The sequence below is a fragment of the Pumilibacter intestinalis genome (genome assembly GCF_943193005.1).
GTDB classification, from domain to species: domain Bacteria; phylum Bacillota; class Clostridia; order Christensenellales; family Pumilibacteraceae; genus Pumilibacter; species Pumilibacter intestinalis.
Genome location: NZ_CALPCH010000005.1, coordinates 1 through 18538 on the forward strand (window position 1 = coordinate 1; position 18538 = coordinate 18538).

General features: G+C 52.2%; 14 protein-coding genes and 1 other annotated feature. All 14 genes read right to left on the reverse strand.

Translation table 11 applies throughout. The features are described 5' to 3' along the window. Positions 1-338: 338 nt before the first annotated feature. The 14 genes from rplL to NFR55_RS03480 all read right to left on the reverse strand — a co-directional run bounded on the left by rplL (position 339) and on the right by NFR55_RS03480 (position 18442). On the reverse strand, positions 339-713 hold the full coding sequence (rplL, locus tag NFR55_RS03415; RefSeq protein WP_251546247.1) for a 50S ribosomal protein L7/L12: 375 nt from the start codon (positions 711-713) through the stop codon (positions 339-341). A 372-nt stretch (positions 714-1085) separates the two neighbouring features. Further along, positions 1086-1583: a 50S ribosomal protein L10 gene (gene rplJ, locus NFR55_RS03420; protein ID WP_251546249.1), complete on the reverse strand. Its 498-nt coding sequence runs from the start codon at positions 1581-1583 to the stop codon at positions 1086-1088. A 59-nt stretch (positions 1584-1642) separates the two neighbouring features. Further along, positions 1643-1788: a sequence feature (ribosomal protein L10 leader region), on the reverse strand. 250 nt (positions 1789-2038) lie between these two features. Continuing rightward, positions 2039-2722 (reverse strand): 50S ribosomal protein L1, encoded by a 684-nt coding sequence (gene rplA, locus NFR55_RS03425; protein WP_251546251.1) that lies wholly within the window; start codon positions 2720-2722, stop codon positions 2039-2041. 14 nt (positions 2723-2736) lie between these two features. After that, complete coding sequence (gene rplK, locus NFR55_RS03430) at positions 2737-3162, reverse strand: 50S ribosomal protein L11 (RefSeq protein ID WP_251546253.1); 426 nt, start codon at positions 3160-3162, stop codon at positions 2737-2739. A gap of 87 nt (positions 3163-3249) precedes the next feature. Further along, positions 3250-3771, reverse strand: a complete 522-nt coding sequence (nusG, locus tag NFR55_RS03435) for a transcription termination/antitermination protein NusG (RefSeq protein ID WP_251546255.1) — start codon at positions 3769-3771, stop codon at positions 3250-3252. A 15-nt stretch (positions 3772-3786) separates the two neighbouring features. Further along, entirely contained in the window at positions 3787-4110 is a 324-nt protein-coding gene (gene secE, locus NFR55_RS03440) for a preprotein translocase subunit SecE (RefSeq protein WP_251546257.1), read from the reverse strand. Positions 4111-4112: 2 nt separating this feature from the next. Beyond that, positions 4113-4274 (reverse strand): 50S ribosomal protein L33, encoded by a 162-nt coding sequence (gene rpmG, locus NFR55_RS03445; RefSeq protein WP_251546259.1) that lies wholly within the window; start codon positions 4272-4274, stop codon positions 4113-4115. A gap of 181 nt (positions 4275-4455) precedes the next feature. Next, entirely contained in the window at positions 4456-6300 is a 1845-nt protein-coding gene (locus tag NFR55_RS03450; RefSeq protein WP_251546261.1) for a hypothetical protein, read from the reverse strand. Between the two features lie 71 nt (positions 6301-6371). Beyond that, positions 6372-8756, reverse strand: coding sequence for a DUF4982 domain-containing protein (locus NFR55_RS03455; RefSeq protein ID WP_251546263.1), 2385 nt, complete (start codon positions 8754-8756; stop codon positions 6372-6374). Positions 8757-8856: 100 nt separating this feature from the next. Continuing rightward, entirely contained in the window at positions 8857-9912 is a 1056-nt protein-coding gene (locus NFR55_RS03460; RefSeq protein WP_251546265.1) for a hypothetical protein, read from the reverse strand. Between the two features lie 95 nt (positions 9913-10007). Then, positions 10008-11087 (reverse strand): SGNH/GDSL hydrolase family protein, encoded by a 1080-nt coding sequence (locus tag NFR55_RS03465; protein ID WP_251546267.1) that lies wholly within the window; start codon positions 11085-11087, stop codon positions 10008-10010. Between the two features lie 169 nt (positions 11088-11256). Then, on the reverse strand, positions 11257-13749 hold the full coding sequence (locus NFR55_RS03470) for an alpha-L-rhamnosidase (RefSeq protein WP_251546269.1): 2493 nt from the start codon (positions 13747-13749) through the stop codon (positions 11257-11259). A gap of 191 nt (positions 13750-13940) precedes the next feature. Further along, complete coding sequence (locus NFR55_RS03475; RefSeq protein WP_251546271.1) at positions 13941-16553, reverse strand: Ig-like domain-containing protein; 2613 nt, start codon at positions 16551-16553, stop codon at positions 13941-13943. 581 nt (positions 16554-17134) lie between these two features. Continuing rightward, positions 17135-18442, reverse strand: coding sequence for an alpha/beta hydrolase family protein (locus tag NFR55_RS03480; RefSeq protein ID WP_251546273.1), 1308 nt, complete (start codon positions 18440-18442; stop codon positions 17135-17137). Between the last annotated feature and the right edge of the window lie 96 nt (positions 18443-18538).

Sequence of the window (18538 nt, forward strand, 5' to 3'; positions counted from 1 at the left end):
TATCTTTTACCTCTTTAAATTTATCAATAGCAACCCGAATTTCGGTGTTCATAATTTCTCGCCTCACTTGTAAATTACTGTTTATCGTACAGTCATTATAGCATATTTGAAACGAAAATACAAGCGGTTTATAATAGTGTAGCTTACTATACTTATTGCGCTTCGCTACACAAGTTTCGTTCGCCCTGTGGGGCTTTTGAGCACACGGCAATGAAACAAGAGAAAAGGCGGGGCTTTAAGCCTCGCCTTTTTTTGATTTTCCTTTTACCTATAATTCTCTATGGAAACTACGGTAAACGTGCACCGCTTTTTTTGCGTTATTACTCTTTTTTTGTAACTTACTTAAGCTCTGCGGTTGCGCCGGCTTCTTGCAATTTCTTCATTGCTTCTTCCGCCGCGTCTTTGGGCATAGCTTCTTTCACGGTAGACGGTGCGCCGTCTACGAGAGCCTTGGCTTCGCTGAGTCCGAGACCGGTTATTTCGCGAACCACTTTGATAACGGCTATCTTGTTGCCGCCGATTTCCTTAAGCATAAGGTTGAACTCGGTCTTTTCTTCCTCTGCGGGAGCAGCCGCGCCGCCTGCAGCGGGAGCAGCCACAGCCATAGCCGCGGCGGATACGCCGAATTCTTCTTCGAGCATTTTAACGAATTCGTTAAGTTCCATTACGGACATGCTCTTTACTTCTTCCAACATTTTGTTGAGGTCTGCCATAATATTATTTTCTCCTGATTTTTAATTTTGTTTTACATTGCTTGCAATGTATGGTAATTTGTGGGTTTGCTTTTCTCTTGAATGAGATTGCCGCGGGCTTCGCCCTCGCAATGACACGGGAAACATATAAACGCTCTCGCAATGACACGGGGGGGGCAAGCGCATCCTCGTCATTGCGAGGGCACTTGTGCCCGCGGCAATCTCAGGCATGGTACACGTAATGTTACTTTCTCATGTTTGGGATTGCTTCGTCGGGCTTCGCCCTCCTCGCAATGACACGGTAAAGTCGCTCGCAATGACACGGGAAACATATAAACGCTCTCGCAATGACACGGGAAACATATAAACGCTCCCGCATTAGGAAACAGTCCGTTACGCCGACTGTTTTTTGGCGATTTCGCTGAGCGCCACAGCCAAACTGCGCATGGGATTTGTGAGCATGCCGAGCAACTGACCGACGAGAACGGGTTTTGCCGGTATCTTGGAAAGTTTGTTTACGTCTTCGGCAGATGCTTGCTTGCCCTCTATGATGCCGCCCTTAATCGCTATCTTGTTGTTGGTTTTGGTTATGGTTTCGGCTACGATTTTCGCGGGTGCAACGGCGTCTTCGTATCCGAACGCCACGGCGGTAGGCCCTTCGAGAACTTTCTCGAAACCTTCGAAACCGCAATTGTTGAGTGCGCGAAGCACCAAGCGGTTTTTGAGCACCTTATAGTCAACGCCCGCGTTACGCATGTTTACGCGCATTTCGGTATCCTGCGCAACGGTGAGTCCGCGATAGTCTACTATAACCACGCTTTTTGCTTTCTTCACTTTCTCGGCGATATCTTCAACCTGCTTAGCCTTGAGTGCGATTGCTTCTTTAGACATTTTTCTACCTCCTTGTTTTATTATTTTTTTGTCCTGCAAATTTTGCGCAAACTTGCCGAACTTTTATAAAACAAACGCCCCGATTAAACGAGGCGCGTAAGGTCTTTCATTGAAAGATTTGTTTTGCACCTCGACAAGCCGCCCGCTAAAGGCATTTCAGGCGCGTTGCGCCGCTTGTTGTCTTAGGTTTATTCAGTTGCGTTATGTTTTTGAGAATGGGATTACGGTCATTGCGAGGGCACATGGAACATGTACAGCGGCTTTTGCTTTCTCATGTTTGGGATTGCTTCGCTCGTTACACTCGCTCGCAATGACAATGATATGCCGCAATAAGGCGGCGGAGAGCGGTGCAGATACGCACAACAGGCGCAGTGCACGCGCGGGGCTGTACTTCGGCGTACTGCCCCAAGTGGGCACGAGCACGTAGTGCGTAGATGTGCCGCTATATGCCGCCGTTAAACCCTATAATTAACTTTAACGCCGGGTCCCATGGTGGACGCCGAATATACGCTCTTGATGTAAGTGCCTTTTGCGGCGGCGGGCTTAGCCTTAACTATAGCTTCCATAAGCACGTTGAAATTCTCGAGGAGTTTTTCCGCTCCGAAAGATTTTTTGCCTATGGGGCAATGGATTATCGCGGTTTTGTCTACGCGGTACTCCACCTTACCTGCTTTGGTTTCTTTGATTGCTTTTTCGATATCCATGGTAACGGTTCCGGACTTGGGCGAAGGCATCAAGCCTTTCGGACCGAGTATTTTGGCAACGCGACCCATCTGACCCATCATATCGGGCGAGGTTATAACCACGTCGAAATCGAGGAAATTTTCGCTTTGGATTTTGGCGATTATTTCTTCCGCGCCCACTATGTCCGCGCCCGCTTTAACGGCTATATCCGCTTTATCGCCCTTTGCGATAACGAGCACTTTCACGCTTCTGCCCGTGCCGTTGGGGAGCACAACCGTGCCGCGCACCTGCTGGTCCGCCTGGCGGGGGTCTACGCCCAATCTAACGTGGAGTTCCACGGTTTCGTCAAACTTTGCTTTTGCCGACGCTATAACGGCGTTCATAGCCTCGTTGGGCTCGTAAGCCTTTGTAAGGTCGAGGGCTTTAACGCTTTCTCTGTAATTCTTTCCGCTCATTTTTTATGCCCTCCTCAGTCTACCACGGTAACGCCCATACTGCGCGCCGTGCCTGCTATCATGCTTATCGCCGACTCGAGATTTGCCGCGTTAAGGTCGGGCATTTTCGTAGTGGCTATTTCGGTAAGCTGAGCTTTGGTGATTTTGGCAACCTTGTCTTTGTTGGGCTTAGCCGAGCCGCTCTCTATGCCGCATGCCTTTTTGATGAGCACTGCCGCGGGCGGCGTTTTGAGCACGAAAGTAAAGCTGCGGTCGGCGTAAATGCTTATAACTACGGGAATTATAAGCCCTTCCTGTCCGCGGGTCTTTTCGTTGAATTCCTTGGTAAAGCCCGGTATGTTGATGCCGTGCGGACCGAGGCTGCTACCTACGGGCGGGCCCGGAGTCGCCTTGCCGGCGGGCAACTGGAGCTTTACAACTGCTTGCAGTTTCTTTGCCATTTTGTTTGTTCTCCTTGCTTGTTTTTATTTAGCAATCGCGGTGATAACGAACGCTCTCGCGCTCTCCCGAATTGTTTTAACGTATACTTATTCCGCGCGTTCTATTTGGTAAAGTTCCAAATCAACGGGCGTTTCTCTGCCGAACATGCTCACTATTACGCGGCATTTGCTTGCGGCGGCGTCTACCGATTCGATTTCGCCCATAAAGCCTTCGAGCGGTCCTTGAGTTACCTTTACGGTGTCGCCCACGTGGTAGTCGGTTTCAACGTTGGTGGGCTGCTCGAGGTGCATGCGCTTTATTTCGTCTTCGGTGAGCGGCAACGGATAACCTTTGGGGCCTACAAAGCCCGTAACGCCGCGCGTGTTGGTTATCATGTGCCACATATCGTTGTTGTAATACATCTTTATAAGCACGTAGCAAGGGAACATGCGGCGTTGCACGATTTTGCGCTTGCCGTTCTTCTCCTCCACCACGTCTTCCATGGGAATGGTTATCTCGAGCAATCTATCGAGCATATTGTTCTTCTCGAACACCATTCTCAGGTTGTCGCGCACCATGTTCTCGTAGCCCGAGTAGGTGTGCAACACATACCATTTTGCTTCTTCCACGGTATTATCTCCTGCCTATATTATAAGCGGCACGGTAGGCGCACCGGAAAACAGCGCGTTTGCCGTATTCTTAAATCCCGCGGCGATTTGCGACACCGCCGAAGCCGCGTCGGGCATTTTGTTGAGCTCTTCTATAAGTTTGCCGTGGGCAAGTCCCAAAAGGTAGTCCATAACAAGCAATATTACAAAGAAAAAGAGCGTTACTACGAGCACCGCGCCGGTCTGCTTCATCGTTTTGCCGAAGGTGGGCCAAGTAACCTTTTTGAGCTCGGCAAACGTTTCTTTAACCCTGCCGCGCTTTTTGGGCTTTTCACCCTGAGCGGCGTTGTTGTTCGCCATTGTTACTTCGTCTCCTTATGAACGGTGTGCTTTTGGCAGAACTTGCAATACTTTTTGAGTTCAATCCTGTCAGGGTCGTTCTTCTTGTTCTTCATATTGTCGTAATTGCGCTGTTTGCACTCGGTGCATGCAAGCGTGATACGCGTTCTCGTGGTAGCTGCCATGTTCGTAACTCCTTTATGGTCCCAACGCCTTTCGGCTCCCATAGAAAAAATAACACCCCGATTGCGGTGCCTAACTATGTTATCACATATTTAAGTGCGCTGTCAAGCGTTTTTTTGCCGTTTTCCGAATAAGCGTTAAAAAAGACGCCCTAAAGGCGCCTTTTCGCAATCGCACATTATATCAGTAATTCTTTACGTTGGATTTCGCGCTTACCGCGTTGCCCGATACGGCTATTACGTAGTAACTGCCGTGCATAGTGTCGGCTATGGCGTAGCTCGTGTCGGTAGTGCCTTTTAAGAGCATTTCGGTTTCGCCGTCTACAGTGCGGTACACGTTGTAACCCGTCGCGCTCTCCACCGCGTTCCAGCTTATCGTGTTGCCGTCTATGGAAAGCTCGGGAGCGGCAAGAACGTCGGCGTCTGACTTTTTGCCCACGAACACTTTTTCCGTGCCCTCTATTCTCTCTACGAGTTTGAAGAAGGCGTATCCGTCGGCAAGGTCGTCCGCTTTGCCCGTGTATACTATATATCCCGCGCAGAAATCGCCGTTAAAGGTGGAAGCCGTTACGTCGTCGTGCGAAATTTGTTCGCGCAGTTCGGCTTCGGTCTTTTCGCTCGCCGCCTTGTTCCATGCGGTGCGGAATATTATCGTTCCTTCGCTGTCGGTGTAGTATACGTAATCGCCCGCCACGTTAAGCACGGTCATGCCCGCGTTGCATATCGTTATAACGTTGGAGCTATCATCGTTTCCGCCCGAGAGCGCAACGCTACTCCTAAGCTCGGTGCTTTCGGTCTTTGCGCCTATCATGTATACTATGTTGCCGTTACCGTCGCCGCCCAAACGGAAGCAGTAAATCGACTTGTAATCGGAAATATTCGAGGTGGACAGTATAGTGCCGCTCACCTGCGAACGAGCGTTCGGGTCGCCCTTTTCGGCAAGCTCGGTCTGCTCGGCTTTGTACTCGGAGTCGCCGAACACTTTCTCGTCGCCATCGTTGCCCATGAGGAAATTGTGCAGGTTGTCGTACTTTATGAGCGTGTTGCCCGCGTCGTCGGAGGTGCGGTAGAAAAGCAGTCCGTCGCGCACGGCCTCGAGCGTGTCGCTCCTGCCCTGACGAAGATATACGCCGCCCTCGCTTCCGTCGGGACGCATGATTTCTATTACGTTGCCCGTTTTTTGCGAGTCGCCGTCGCCCACCGCTCTTTGCACGTACACAAAGTGGTTGAGCGTGTTTTCGTTCATGCCCTTATAATAGGTTTGAGAATACGGCAATAGCACTTTGTCTACGTTTTGCGCAATGGTAACTTTGTCGCCCGCCTTCTTCTCCTCTATGCGTATGGAAACAAGGTCTTTTCCGTCCTGCGCCACGAGGTAGGTTGCGCCGTCGTATTTGTAGAATGCGTACGCGCCCGAAGTGCTGTCGTTTTCGGTGGTGTAAATTCTTTCGGATTTGGAGCCGTCGAGCTTTGCGCGGAAGAAATCGGTCTTGTTGTACTGCACCGCGCCCGCCTTGTTCTTTTCGTTGTTGGGCGATGCGAAATAAACCCAGTCGTCGTAGATGAATATGCCGCCGTCTTTATAGCCCGACGTGCCTATGCGCTTGGGAGCTATGAGTTGCACGTTCACAACGTCTTTTTCAAAACCGTATTCGTCTATAACCTTATCTGAAGATGTTTTGAACTCGAGCTGTTTGTTAATCGCGCCCGCGTTTTGCTTTATATCGAAATCGCCCGCTTTGTCCGCGTTTTTCTCGCCGCAAAGCTCGGCTCTGTAAAGCCCGCCTTTTACCACGTCGGGCCATACGTTCTGCTTGCCGTCGGTGTCCTCGTAGCCCGAGTAGCCGTTGATAAAATAAATATAGTTGCCGTACTGCACCGCGTTGCCGCCGTTGCTGTATACGGTGTAGCTCGTGTCTTGCTTGCCCTCAACCTTTATTTTGGAAAAACTGTCGCCGCCGCAGCCGTACAGCGAAAAGCCGAACGCCAACACAAGGCACAGGAATATGGGGATTATCTTCTTTTTCATTTATCGATATGCTCCGTAGGAATTAACGTGTTTTTATATTGTATCACAATTATTGCCGCTTCGTCAAACAATTAGTCTTTTACGCGCAAGTTTATTTTTCCCGCCAAAAGACCGTCGCTCACCGCTTTTACGCATATTTTTCCGTCGCCGCCCGCTTCGGTGAGTATCGCCGCGAGAGCCTTGCCGTTGTACGCCCTCGCGATATTGTTATCCGCGGTGTGCTCCTGCGACTCGGGGTCGGCGGAACCCAAAGCGTACAGCCTGCCCGAGCCGGTAACCGAGATTTCCACCTCGCGGCTCGCGTAAGACACAAGTCTGCCCTCTTTGTCGTTAATTGCGATTTCCACGAATATCAGCTCGCCCGCCGATTTCGACTTTCGCTCGCTCGTGAGTTTCAACGCCCGCGGCGCGGTAACCGACTCGAGCGTCGCTCTGCTGCACTCCCTGCCCTTATGATAGCTAACCGCCTCCAGCTTGCCGGGATAAAAATCGGTCTTAAAGCTCGCCACGTGCTTGTTGAGCTTGCCCGCGAGCTTGCGCCCCACGAGTTTGCCGTCGCGGTAGAGCGCCACAACCTCGCCGCCCGAAAACACGTCTATCTCTATGGGCTTGCCGAGGTCGTGCGGCCAATTCCATACGCTGTGCGTTTCTTTCACGGCGTGCCCGAGGTTGTCCGTCTTTTGCTTGGACTCGGGGCTCGAAGCCGTAATGCAACTGCGGGTGCGGTCGCCGAACATTATGCTCCTGTAGCACGCGCTCGGCTTAAAGCCGTAAGTTAGGTCCAAATCGCCGCAAAACGACGCGTGCGGCGGCAATAACTTGAGTTGCTCGTTTTCGTACTCGGGCTTGCCCGCGGGATACCCGAGGTAGTCCGCTCCGCAATACAAGAACTCGCCTATCACGTTTTGATTTTTCTCGCTCTCCTCAAACGCTTCGAAAGCGCGGGAGGGATACGCCGCCGAGCCTATTATAAGGCGGTCGGGATATTCGTTCCTGTCGGACTGGTAGCGCGGATACAAATACGCGTAACCCGCCACGTCGGCGCACTCGAAAGAATTTTCGGTTAGCTTGCCGAAAAGGTCTTTTTCTCGCGCCACGCCTATCGCCGCCTTTTCTCCGTCTATATTCGCGCTCTTTATACCCGCCCTTTCAAGCTCCGCTTTGAGAGGCGCGCGTTCGCGGGCGTTAATCACTATGGGGCGCGACGGGTCGAGCGAACGAACGCATTCGGCGAGCGTTTTCGCAACCGCGCTCCCCTCTCCGCGCTCGTAAGTTTCCGCCGCGTCGTCGTTTAGTCCGTACAATACAACGCTCGGGTGCTTGCGCAGTTGGCAAACGTATCTTTCGCAGTCCGCCGCGAAATTTTCGGCAAACCGCACGTGCCCGTCGTAGGGGAACTTTCCCTGCTCCCACACTCCGAACAAATCTATCTCCGCCATGAGTCCCACTCTGTCGAGCGCGTCGAGAGCCGCCTCGCAAGGCACGCCCGCGTATCGCACGGCGTTGTAGCCTATGGATTTGAGCCGCGACAGCTTGTACTCCTCGGCGGCGGGTATGCTCTCCGCGCCGAGTATGCCGTTGTCTAACGTCATAACCGCGCCGCGCAGTTTAACGCTCCTGCCGCAAAGCACCAGCCCTCTTTGGCGCGACAGCGAGCGCGACGAAATACCGAAATTACTGCGGTGCACGTCCAAAGTTTTGCCGCCGTCGTCTTTGAGCGCGATTTCAATGGAATACAAATACGGGTCGTCCACCGTCCAGGTATAGTAACGGGCGAGCCTGAATTTCAATTCGCAGGAGTTCACGCATACGTTTTTGAGTTTTACTTTCTTAAACTTGCGAGCCGTCTTTTTGCCGCGGGCGTTGAATACCGTGGCTTCGAGAGTGAGCGGCTTTTTTGCGGCGGTGCACGCGCCCGTGTAGTCGGTTATTTCGGCGGTGACCGTCAAACCCGCTTTGCCGTTTACGAACTCGGTGGTTACGTATACGCCGTCCGCGCCGATAGCCACGCCCGAGGAATATGTATGCAACCTTACTCCGCCGCATATTCCCGCGCCCACGTATCTGCCCGCCATTTGCGGAGCGCACACTTTGAGCGCAAGCAGGTTTTTAGACGAAAAGGAGTAACCCGAGGTGATATCCACGAAATGTTTGCCGCCGCCCTCTATGTGACCCAAAGTAACGCCGTTCAGCACTACGTCGGCAAACTGCGCCGCGCCCTCCACCTCGAGGATTATTTTTTCGCACTTGTCCACTCGGGGCAACACTTTGTAAAACTCTGCGGCGACTCCGTCGTAATAGCTTCCGTATATGCCAAGCGCGGTGTTGTAATTGCGGTTTTTTCTACGCAAAAGGTCCGCGGGCAAATCTATATCGTCCGCGTCAAAAGGAATTACGTTTCCGTCGCTCGAAAAACCTTCTCGGTATTTCCAGCCCTTACTGATATCTATGAGCATTTCAATTCCCTTTTTGGCACATTATACTTTATTATATCAATATACGTGCCATTTTGCAAGTCTTTTTTACCCGTGTGACTCAAAAAGGGAAAGATAAATGCTATTCTTTCACCGCTTCTTTGCCCGTTTGCGCCGACTGAAACAGCACCCAAAAGCCCTCTCCCGACTTTTCTTCGCCGAGCGGCACAAAATCCGCGCCCTCGAGAGAAGCGGGCACCGCGCCGTATTTGCCCGGCACGCCGTAGGCGATAAAATCGGGAGCGGAGCCGATTAGCCCCACCACGTAGTATCTGCCGCTCGAGTCGTAATCCACTTTTACCCAGCGGGTATCGGGCAAGGCGCGTTCGAGCGGCTCGAATTTTTCGCAGCTCGAAAACAGCTTTTCTATATCGCGCCGCACCGAAGAATAAAAGTCCGCGCCCGTTTTCACCGCCGACACCGCTTCTTCCACGGTGTAGCGCGACGCGCTTTTAACCTCAATCGTGGCGGCGGCGGATTCGTCGCGCACGCGCTTGGTTTCCGCAACCGGCTCGAGGCGTGGCTTATATGCCGCGCCCTTTATTTCCCCGAACCTGCCCGAAAGATAACGCCGTTGCATTTCGCTGGGCGACAACCTCTCGTCGTAATGATATTCGGGCTCTCGTTCGCGCGCCGAATATTCGAAATAATTAACCTCGCTTATGGCGTTGTCTTTGTATTGCGACGGGTCTATATCCAAAAAGTAATCGCCTATTTTTCTCTCGCTGTATTCGAATTCCGTCGCCGCCGCACTCTTAATTTCATTAGTAACAGACGCCTTCTTCTCAAGCCGCTCTCTCCTCAGTCCGTCCATTACGTTGGCTTCCCACAACTTTCCCGCGTCGGCGGTGCCGTAAAGCACCACCTCTTCGTCGTAAGTGCGGAACACCACGAGGTGAACCGAGGAATATTCGCCCTCGGGCAAAGCGAATTTGCTCTTTATCCGCCCGAGCGAGCCCACCTCGCGGCGATAAACGCTCGCGCTCGTCTTTACTCCGAGAGCGTACTCGCCTGCGGTTAGGTCGGGAAGCGAAAACGCGTTCAAAGTTACGAACACGCCCGCGCCGTTGCGCTCTATAAGAGCCGTCCCCTTGCCCGTTTTGCCCGACAGTATCACAAGTTTTTTCTCGAAGTTCACGCTCCGCCACCTCGTACATAAATATTCGGTTTTATTGTACTCGAATATATATGTTTCATTACGGCAGAATATGACGAAAAATGAGTATTTTGGGCTTACAAAACAGTTGCGAGCAAAACTTGCGCGTAAGCGCGAACGAGAAAATCGTTGGGGTGATTTACGTTGTTGCCCGTCATATCCCTAAAGCGTTTACGCTCGAGCAAGTCGAGATGCATGGCGGTCATATCCGCAACCGCAACGAACGGGTATTGGGGATTTTCTTCTATTTCGTACAACGCCTTGAAATATTCTTTTTGATTGCCCGAGTACCAATCGCTTTCGTTGTTGGGCACGGTGGTGGATACGAGTATTATCGCGCAGTCGGGCTTTGCCGCACGTATCGCGCCTATCATGCCGAGTATCTGCTCTTTGTATTGCTCGGTAGTAAGCGCGGGGTCGTTCATGCCGAACGCTATAACGGCAAGGTCGGGCGCGTATTTCACCACCCGCTCGCCCACGTTATCCAACCCCCACCGCGTGTTCATTCCGCCCACGGCGGTGTTTACCACGGAGATTTCCGCCCCGAACTTTTCGCGCAAAAAGTCGCAGGTCATTTTATCGAAAGAGGGAGTGTGCGGCAAGGTTTGTCCGCCCTGCGGCATGCCGCTCGCGTTGCAACCCGTGGTAATGCTGTCGCCGTAGAATACCGCGGTAACGCTTTGCTTTTTGCGCAATTTTTCTGTAAATTTCGCAAGCCTGTCGCTCTTGCTCGCGGGCACGCGCCCTTTCCACTCGCCGCCGTGAACGTAGCTTACCGCTATCTGCTTGCGCGTAAACGTGTCTTCCTCGCCGTATTTCATGTACCGAGGTTCGTTGAATTTCAAGCCCGTAGCTTTCTCTATTACGCTTATGCCCACAATATCGGGCTGAGTTTTATAGTATTCGTCTATTTCGAAAAAGGGCATGCGAGAACCCGAAAGCCGCTTTATCTCGCCGTTTTCGGTTATCTCGTAGTCTTTGCCGCGCTCGTATTCTATATCAAGTCCGTAATTGCGCACCGAAATAATTCGCTCGGGTTTATACAAAAGCGGCGCGCAATCGTTCTCTCCGACCATTAGCACGGTTTCGTTATACATTTCGTTGCCGCTCCAAAACGGCTTAAGCCAAGTTTGCAAATCGTATTCGGCGTATTTCATAACTGCATATTATCACACCACTCGCAAAATGTCAACGAGATAGCAATACTAACTTGTTTCCCGCAGGAGATTGCCGCGCTCGCACAGCTCGCTCGCAATGACAGACTAAAACCCAATGTCTTTGCGAGAAGGGCGCAGCCCGACGAAGCAATCCCAGCCGTGAGAAACGTCACCCTTCGTATTTGTATTCGCCCGCGCCCACGCGGTAAACGTTGCCCGCGAACTTAATTTCCGCGCTCGTACCGTGCGGCACGACAACGCGCAACGCAACTTTGCCGTTCTCCCGCTTCCACTCCGACACAATCCTGCCGCGCACAGTATCCAAACTGCCGCGCACAAAATCGAGGCTTTGCGCAAAAACGGGCTCTATGGTGATTTTGTCGCACGCAACGGCGTCGTCGCGCACGTTAATGCCGGCAAGGAAACGGTATAAAAACGCGTCGTAGCTTCCGAACATGGGGTGATTGAAAGAGTGCATTTCGTTTTGCATTTCGGCTTCCCAACGCTCCCACACGCTCGTTGCCCCGTTTGCTATCATGTAGCCCCAACCCGGGTACTCGGGATTGCGGAGTATTGCGATAACTTCTTCGGCATAGCCGTATTCGGCGAGCACGTAAAACACGTGTCTGTATCCCACGTTGCCGCTCGTGCAGTGATGACCGCGCTTTACGCAATCGCGGTAAATATTGTCGGCAATCGCCTGCCTTGCGTTTTCGGGCGCGAACCCGAGCGACACGGCGAGCGCGTTTTCGGTTTGCAGACCGTTGCAGTAATCGTTCGTTTCGGCTCGGAAATACTTCGCGTTGAGAGCCTTCGCGCTGTTTTCGGCGTGCTTGCGGTACTCCGCCGCGTCTGCGGAGTTGCCCGCGATTTCGGCAAGCCGAGTCATCTCTTTCAAATGCCAGTAAAGGAACGCCGACGACACATATATTCCGTCCGCCTTTATATCGGGATAGGGATATACCCAGTCGCCGTAATAGGTGTAGTTCGTAATGTACCCGTCGGAGCGCGACAGCAGGTAGTCAACCCACTTTTTAACTCCCTCGTATTCGTTTAGGCAGGTGTTCGAGTCGCCGTAATAACGGTTGGCGTACACAGCCAAAAGCGGATAAATCACGCAAACGGGGTCGGCGGGAATGCCGCCCGTGTAATAAGGAACGGTGTCGGCTATCGCGCCCTCCGCGGTTTGCGAGTCGGTAATATCGCGTATGAATTTGGGAATAAACCGCGCCATATCCACGTTGTACATGGTTTGGTAAATGCGCGAGCTGAGGTCGTTGAGCCAGCCGAACCGCTCGTCGCGTTGGGGGCAGTCGGTTAATATGGAGTGCTCGTTGTTCCGCTCGGTGCGCACCGCTATCTCGTGCAACTTGTTGAGCGTAGCGCAGGAGCACTCGAAAGTCCCCGCCGACCGCGTTGCCGTGTGCACGTGCTCGCCCACCGCTTCCAATATTTCGGCGTTGCCCTTTATCTCCGCCTGCACGTATCTGAACCCGTGATATGTAAAGCGGGGCGCCCACTCTTCCACGCCCTCGCCGCGAAGAATGTATTTGTCCGAACACCGAGCCGACCGCAGATTTAAGCGGTTCACCCGCCCGTCGTCGCGCAGTTGTTCGCCGAACTTGAGCGTTACCGCCGAGCCCCTACGGCCTTTCACCTTTATGCGCAACCGCCCCGCAATGTTCGCGCCCACGTCTATCACGCACACACCCTTTTCAAGCTCCGTGCGCTCCTTTTCGGGATAGCTCGCGCACACCTCGATAGGCTCTATCTGTTGCGCCTCGAGCTTGCCCGCGGGCGCGGCGGCGGCAATGGTGTACATCCAGCCGTTTCCCCAAGTGGGTTCGTAATCGAGCGTGTTCCAATTGCGCGGATATACGTCCTCTATGCGAGCGTCGTACACCTCGCCGCCGTATATGCTGTTGTCTACCGTGGGGCTTCCGCCCACCCACCAGCCATACGCAGGTCCGGAGTGGTCCTCGTATACGCTGCCGTCGGCATACTCAACGTAAAACTGCGCGAGCAGTTTGCGCGAGCCCAACCAGCCGTAGCCGAGTTCTATGCCCACCACGTTGTCGCCCTTGCGGAGATTTTGCATATCGTAAGCGCGGTAAAACACCCGTTTGGAGAATTCGCTAATTGCGGGGTCGAGCAAAGCGTTGCCCGCCTTTTTGCCGTTTACGAAAAATTCGTGATAGCCCAGCCCGCAAATGTACGCCCTTGCCCGCGCTATCTCTTTTGTTTGGTCTAAGGTTATTTTTTTGCGAAACAACAGCGTTCCCCCGTTGAAATTCGCGGGAACGGAAACCCAACTTCCTTTCCACTCGCTTTGATTGTATATTGCGGTTTCAAAGAAATTCTGTCCCGAACGGTACGTTTTGCCGTCTTTGTCCGTAGCCGTAACGCTCGCAAAGTATCTGCCGCGCGACTCGAGAGGTTTGCCGCCGTATTCCACGGCAACGTAATTCTCCGACTCCACAACGCCGCTGTCCCACATATCGCTCTTATCGGGCGCAGTGCCCACGGTAATGCGGTAACTCTTTTGCGCGGCATAACTGCCCGCGGGATACTGCCAGCCGAAACGCGGTTTCCGCGCCTCCACGGCAAGAGGGTTTTCTTGATATTCCGTTTTGAATTTCAACAGGTCAAACGCTTCGGTCATTTTATTTCTCCGTGTAATTTTTTGTATGTTCTCATGCAGGGGATTGCTTCGCTTTGCTCGCAATGACAGGTTTACCCAAACGGTTTACTGTCATTGCGAGCGAGTATAACGAGCGTGGCAATCCCAGGCATGAGGCACTTTCGGTTTCTTTTCTCATGCAGGGGATTGCTTCGCTTTGCTCGCAATGACGGTTAAGCCGCCCTTTTCTTTCTCACCATAAGCACGGCGGCGAGCGCGAGTATTGCCGCGCCGAACGCAATCGACGCGTATCCCGCAACGCTGCTTCCGCAACCGCAGCCCGCTTCTTCTTCCACCACAACCGTTATGGTTGCGCTGAATTCTTCGTCGCCCACCGTTACCGTTACGGTAACGAGCTGTTCGCCCAAAGTATTCTTGTCATAGCCCTCGAGCACCGCGTTCGTAAAGTCGGCGTCTTCGGTTTTGCCGGTTGCGTATACGAGCTTGCCTATGCCGCTCAAGTTCGGCGTTTCGGTGCCCTTAGTTACGGTTATCTTCTCAACCTCGCCGAAGCTGAGTTCTATTACGCCGTCTACCACGTTAAGCGTTATTTTTTTAACTATATCGCCGCCCTCGCGGTTAATGAGCGTAACGGTTATTTCGGTTGTGCCGAGTTTCTTCGCCGTAATTCTGCCGTTTTTGTTCACCGTGGCAATGCTTTCGTCCGCCACCGAATAGGTGAACGACCCCTCGGTTGCGCCTGCGGGCAAGCGGCGCGCCCCTATGTTCTTCTCCTGCCCGATTATCACGTTTAAGCCGTCGGGCACTTTCACGTCTTGCGTGGGCGCAAACACCACCCAAAGCGAGCCGTCGAAGATGTAAGTTACCTGCTCTTTGAGCACGCACTCGCGCACCGCCATGCCCGTGCCGGGTTTCATGCTGTCTTTGTTGGAGGGGTCCTCGTTGCCGAGCTTGTCGCCCGTCCACAAATAGCCCGCAAACCCCGCCTGCAAAACTATTCTGTCGCCCTCGCGGTAAAACCTTTCGTCGGTGTTAAAGTTGTTGAGGTTTATGGCGCGATTGTCGCCGTCCATTATGTTTATAAACGCGGGCAATATGGCTATGTTGCCGCCGCCCAAGTTGTAAACTCCGCTTTCCACAACCTCGCCGTCGGCTCTCGTGTACGAGAACTTGAGCGAGGAAGGTATGAACGTGGTGTCGGTTATGTTGGCGCTGTTGGTGGTGGAGTTGGGGAATTGCACGAACGACGCGAAATTGAACCACTCCACTATCGCAACCTCTTTTATCTCCATTTCCACGGGCGCAAACACTTTAAGCTCAACCTGCAAGTCATACGTGTTGCCCTCATATGTTACTTTGAGCGTAACTTTTTGCTCGCCCGCCTCAGCGGTGTTTACGGTGCCGTCTATAACGGTATTGGCTTTGTCGCCCTCGGTAACGAGCTTAAACTCTCTGCCGAAAAAGTCTTTATCGCCGTTTTTGTATACGGGCACTGCGGTGAAATCTTCGGGAACAAAGAACTCTTCGCCCTTTTCTATCCAAATCTTGTACGCCGTTTTAAGCTCCACTCTGTCCATGGGCAAAGCGGGTTTCACGTTCAACTCGTAAGTAGCGGTTTTCGCGCCGTCGCCCGAGCCTACCGTTGCTGTTATAGTGGCTGTGCCCTCGGCTACGCCCGTGATAAGTCCGTTTTCGTCAACCGTGGCTATAGCCTCGTTACTCGAGGTAAACGACGGGAACGCCGCCGCACCGTCGCTCAATTTCCACTCGAGCTGTTTTGTGGTTTGAGCAAAAAAGAAATCGTCGGTTTCGGTTGTGATTGTTATGGATTTCGCATCGTGCGTATCGGGGTCGTATTCAACCATTCGGTCGGAAGCCGCCGTAAGCACAAAAGTTTGGTCTTGCTTGAGTTCTTTTTCGAGCCAAATAAATCCCTCTTTAACTGTAATCCTCGAGCCGATTTTGGCAGGCGGCAAACCGTTGGGAGTAGCAACGAAACGCGCTCCGTTATAGTTGAAATTGTAACCCGATTTTATGGATACGCCCTGCGAATTTACTATTTCCACTTTGTCTATTTTTTCCTGCTCGAATGTTTCGCCGCCCGGAACTATTCCCGTATTGTCATCGTTTGTGAACACCACGTTAAATCCCCAAGACGTATGCCAATACCCAACCTCCGTTATAGTAAGCGCGGGGCGTTCTTTTATCTCCAAATCAACCTCGCAACTCTTTCCGTCGGTTTCAACGGTTATCTTAGTTGTGCCGACGGTATTGAAATCCGCGGGAAGATTTTTGAGCATTCCAAGCTCTACGGTAAATTCGGACTCTTCGGTGGTTCCCTCGTCCGTACCGAATATTTTCTTGCCCGTAAGTCCCGCAAGGTCGGTTTGCTTAAGCGCGGTTATTCCCTTGTAAACCGAAATTTTACCGCTAACCTCTATAGCTTTAAGCGGAGCAGTAATTTCTTCCACAGTTACCGCTACGGTTGCGGTTTTGCCGCCGTAAAGCGTGGCGGTTATTGTGGCTGTACCTTTTGCAACCGCTGTGATAGTAGCGTTAAGTCCCGCGCCGCCTACCGTAACAATGTTTTCGTCACTCGACTCATACGTAACAGGAGCGTCGGCATAGTTTCCGCCCTCATACGCCGCAACAAAATTTATTTTCTTGTTCGCACCAACCATTACGCTTTCTGCGGTTTTGTTAGCGGTGAAACCCGTGGGAGCGTAAACAAGCCATGCTCCATCCGCAGAAGAATTGCATAAGTACGAAGCGGCAGATTTTGTTTCTTTTTCACCCCACGCGAGCCCAGCTTTAACAGTTACCAAATCACCTATTTCAATTGCTGCAGATGTTCTGTTTATAATTAAATTTTCGTTCAAATATTCAATAGCTGCTGTCTGTCCGTCGCCTAAAATCGTTAATTTGTTCTCATTGTTTTTACTTATATACTCTACATATTCTTTACCATTAGGTACCCACTGACCTAAATCACTAACGCCGGAACTCGCATCCAATGTCACTAATATCGACTTTCCGGCAAACCCTAATAAATCAGATGTATAACTCGTTTGCGTTGTTTTTACCTCGGCTTTGCTTTCGTCGAGAGCCAAGGCTAAAACAGCCCCCCCCCCGACCAAAGTACACAGCATAACAAGCATTAGTATACTCGCGAGCCATTTTCTTTTCATTTTCTTTTCCTCCTGAATTTTTTATTTTGAGTCCGCGCTTTTGAATTTACGGACGCATTTTACTTAACATGTCATTGCGAGGGCACTTATGCCCGTGGCAATCTCCTGCACGGAACTCGTTCAGTTGCTATTGCTTTCTCATGGCTGAGATTGCTTCGTCGCTTTCGCTCCTCGCAATGACATAAACCCGATTATCCTCGCAATGACGGCAATCCCGCTCACAACTCTACTGCCACGGTGGAAACCACCCTGCCCAAATGGTCTTCTACCCAAATGTAGCACCAGGTAATCGCGCCGCCCGCCGACTGCGCCATTTCGTCGGTGAGCTCATACTTGAGCGTGTTGCCGCTCGGCGTGAGTCTAAAGTGCGTAAAGTCGGGTATGCGGTTAAACGCACTGCCCGTTACCGCTATATAGGCGGCTTTTAGGTTTACGCCGCTCGGCACGGATAAAGTAACGCTTCCCTTTTCGCCTTTGAGTTTTCCGCTAATCTTAATAAGTCCCGCGCCGCCCTTTACCACGGAGTCGGCAAAGGCGTAAGGCTCTTGCCGAGCAAACGCGTGCGAGTGGCTGTGCGCCCATCCTCTCACGAGCGATATTTGAGCGTTGCGGCAACTCTCCACGGTATACGAAAGACTGTCTACCAACGCGTTGGGGTCGTTGTTCATGGCGAGCAGCAACAGCGGAGTATTAACGCGGCTCAGTCCTTCGTCGTTGTCCCACACCTGCGCTTCGGCGTGGTTTTTGTAATAGCTGCCCAAATTGCAACTGCCGCTCTCCGCCAAATTGAGCGAGCAGTAAATGGGGACGGAGAACGCAAACCTGTCGTCGTAACCCGAAATAATAGAGGTTATCACGCCGCCCCAACTCACGCCGCACACGCCCACTTTATATTTGTTTACATAGGGCAGGCTGTGCAAAAGCGAGTTGCCGCGTATTGCCGTGCTCGTTGCGTAATACATCCAAGTTTGCTCTATGGGCTTGCTCGCGTCGCCGTAGTTTTGGTTGTGCGGAGCGGTATACTCGCTCTTTACGTAAAGGTCTGCGGGCATATTGTCGCTCGTGCCCGAGGGGAGCGGCACATGCCCCTCGAGGTCCATGGCAAGAGCAACGTAGCCGCGGTTTACCCACTCGCACACCCATTGCCAATACGCCGTACCTCCGCCGCCGTGCACAAGCAACACCGCGGGAGCTTTGTTTTGCTCGCTCGCGCCCTCGGGTATTCCCAAAAACGCAAAAGCATAGCTTTCCTCGCCGTTGTAGTCGCTACGGTAGTATATCGCCCGAATTTCGCCCTTTATTTTCTTGTCGGTTCGGTCGTTTTGCTCGTCGCGCTTATACTCGGGAGCGGTCCACAAACTGTCGGGGAACTCCACTCCGTCGTACACGGCATGATTTGTCATTACCCTTGTTTCTTCCGTATTATCACCTCCGTTGCCGCCGTTTTCGCCCGCGGAATTATTGCACGCGCACACGCACGCAACAAAACACAATGCCAGCGCAAACAGCGAAATTTTTTTAATCATGGTTTTTCCTCCTTTACTTTTCTCATGTATGGGATTGCTTCGCCCTCCTCGCAATGACCGTTTTATCCAAACGGTTTACATGTCATTGCGAGGGCA

Bases quoted from the DNA above. Each gene is read 5' to 3' on its own strand.
- NFR55_RS03470 (WP_251546269.1), bottom strand. From the start codon at position 13,749: ATGACCGAAGCGTTTGACCTGTTGAAATTCAAAACGGAATATCAAGAA.
- NFR55_RS03480 (WP_251546273.1), bottom strand. From the start codon at position 18,442: ATGATTAAAAAAATTTCGCTGTTTGCGCTGGCATTGTGTTTTGTTGCG.
- rpmG (WP_251546259.1), bottom strand. From the start codon at position 4,274: ATGGCAGCTACCACGAGAACGCGTATCACGCTTGCATGCACCGAGTGC.
- rplK (WP_251546253.1), bottom strand. From the start codon at position 3,162: ATGGCAAAGAAACTGCAAGCAGTTGTAAAGCTCCAGTTGCCCGCCGGC.
- NFR55_RS03465 (WP_251546267.1), bottom strand. From the start codon at position 11,087: ATGAAATACGCCGAATACGATTTGCAAACTTGGCTTAAGCCGTTTTGG.
- secE (WP_251546257.1), bottom strand. From the start codon at position 4,110: ATGGCGAACAACAACGCCGCTCAGGGTGAAAAGCCCAAAAAGCGCGGC.
- NFR55_RS03455 (WP_251546263.1), bottom strand. From the start codon at position 8,756: ATGCTCATAGATATCAGTAAGGGCTGGAAATACCGAGAAGGTTTTTCG.
- rplJ (WP_251546249.1), bottom strand. From the start codon at position 1,583: ATGTCTAAAGAAGCAATCGCACTCAAGGCTAAGCAGGTTGAAGATATC.
- rplL (WP_251546247.1), bottom strand. From the start codon at position 713: ATGGCAGACCTCAACAAAATGTTGGAAGAAGTAAAGAGCATGTCCGTA.
- rplA (WP_251546251.1), bottom strand. From the start codon at position 2,722: ATGAGCGGAAAGAATTACAGAGAAAGCGTTAAAGCCCTCGACCTTACA.
- NFR55_RS03450 (WP_251546261.1), bottom strand. From the start codon at position 6,300: ATGAAAAAGAAGATAATCCCCATATTCCTGTGCCTTGTGTTGGCGTTC.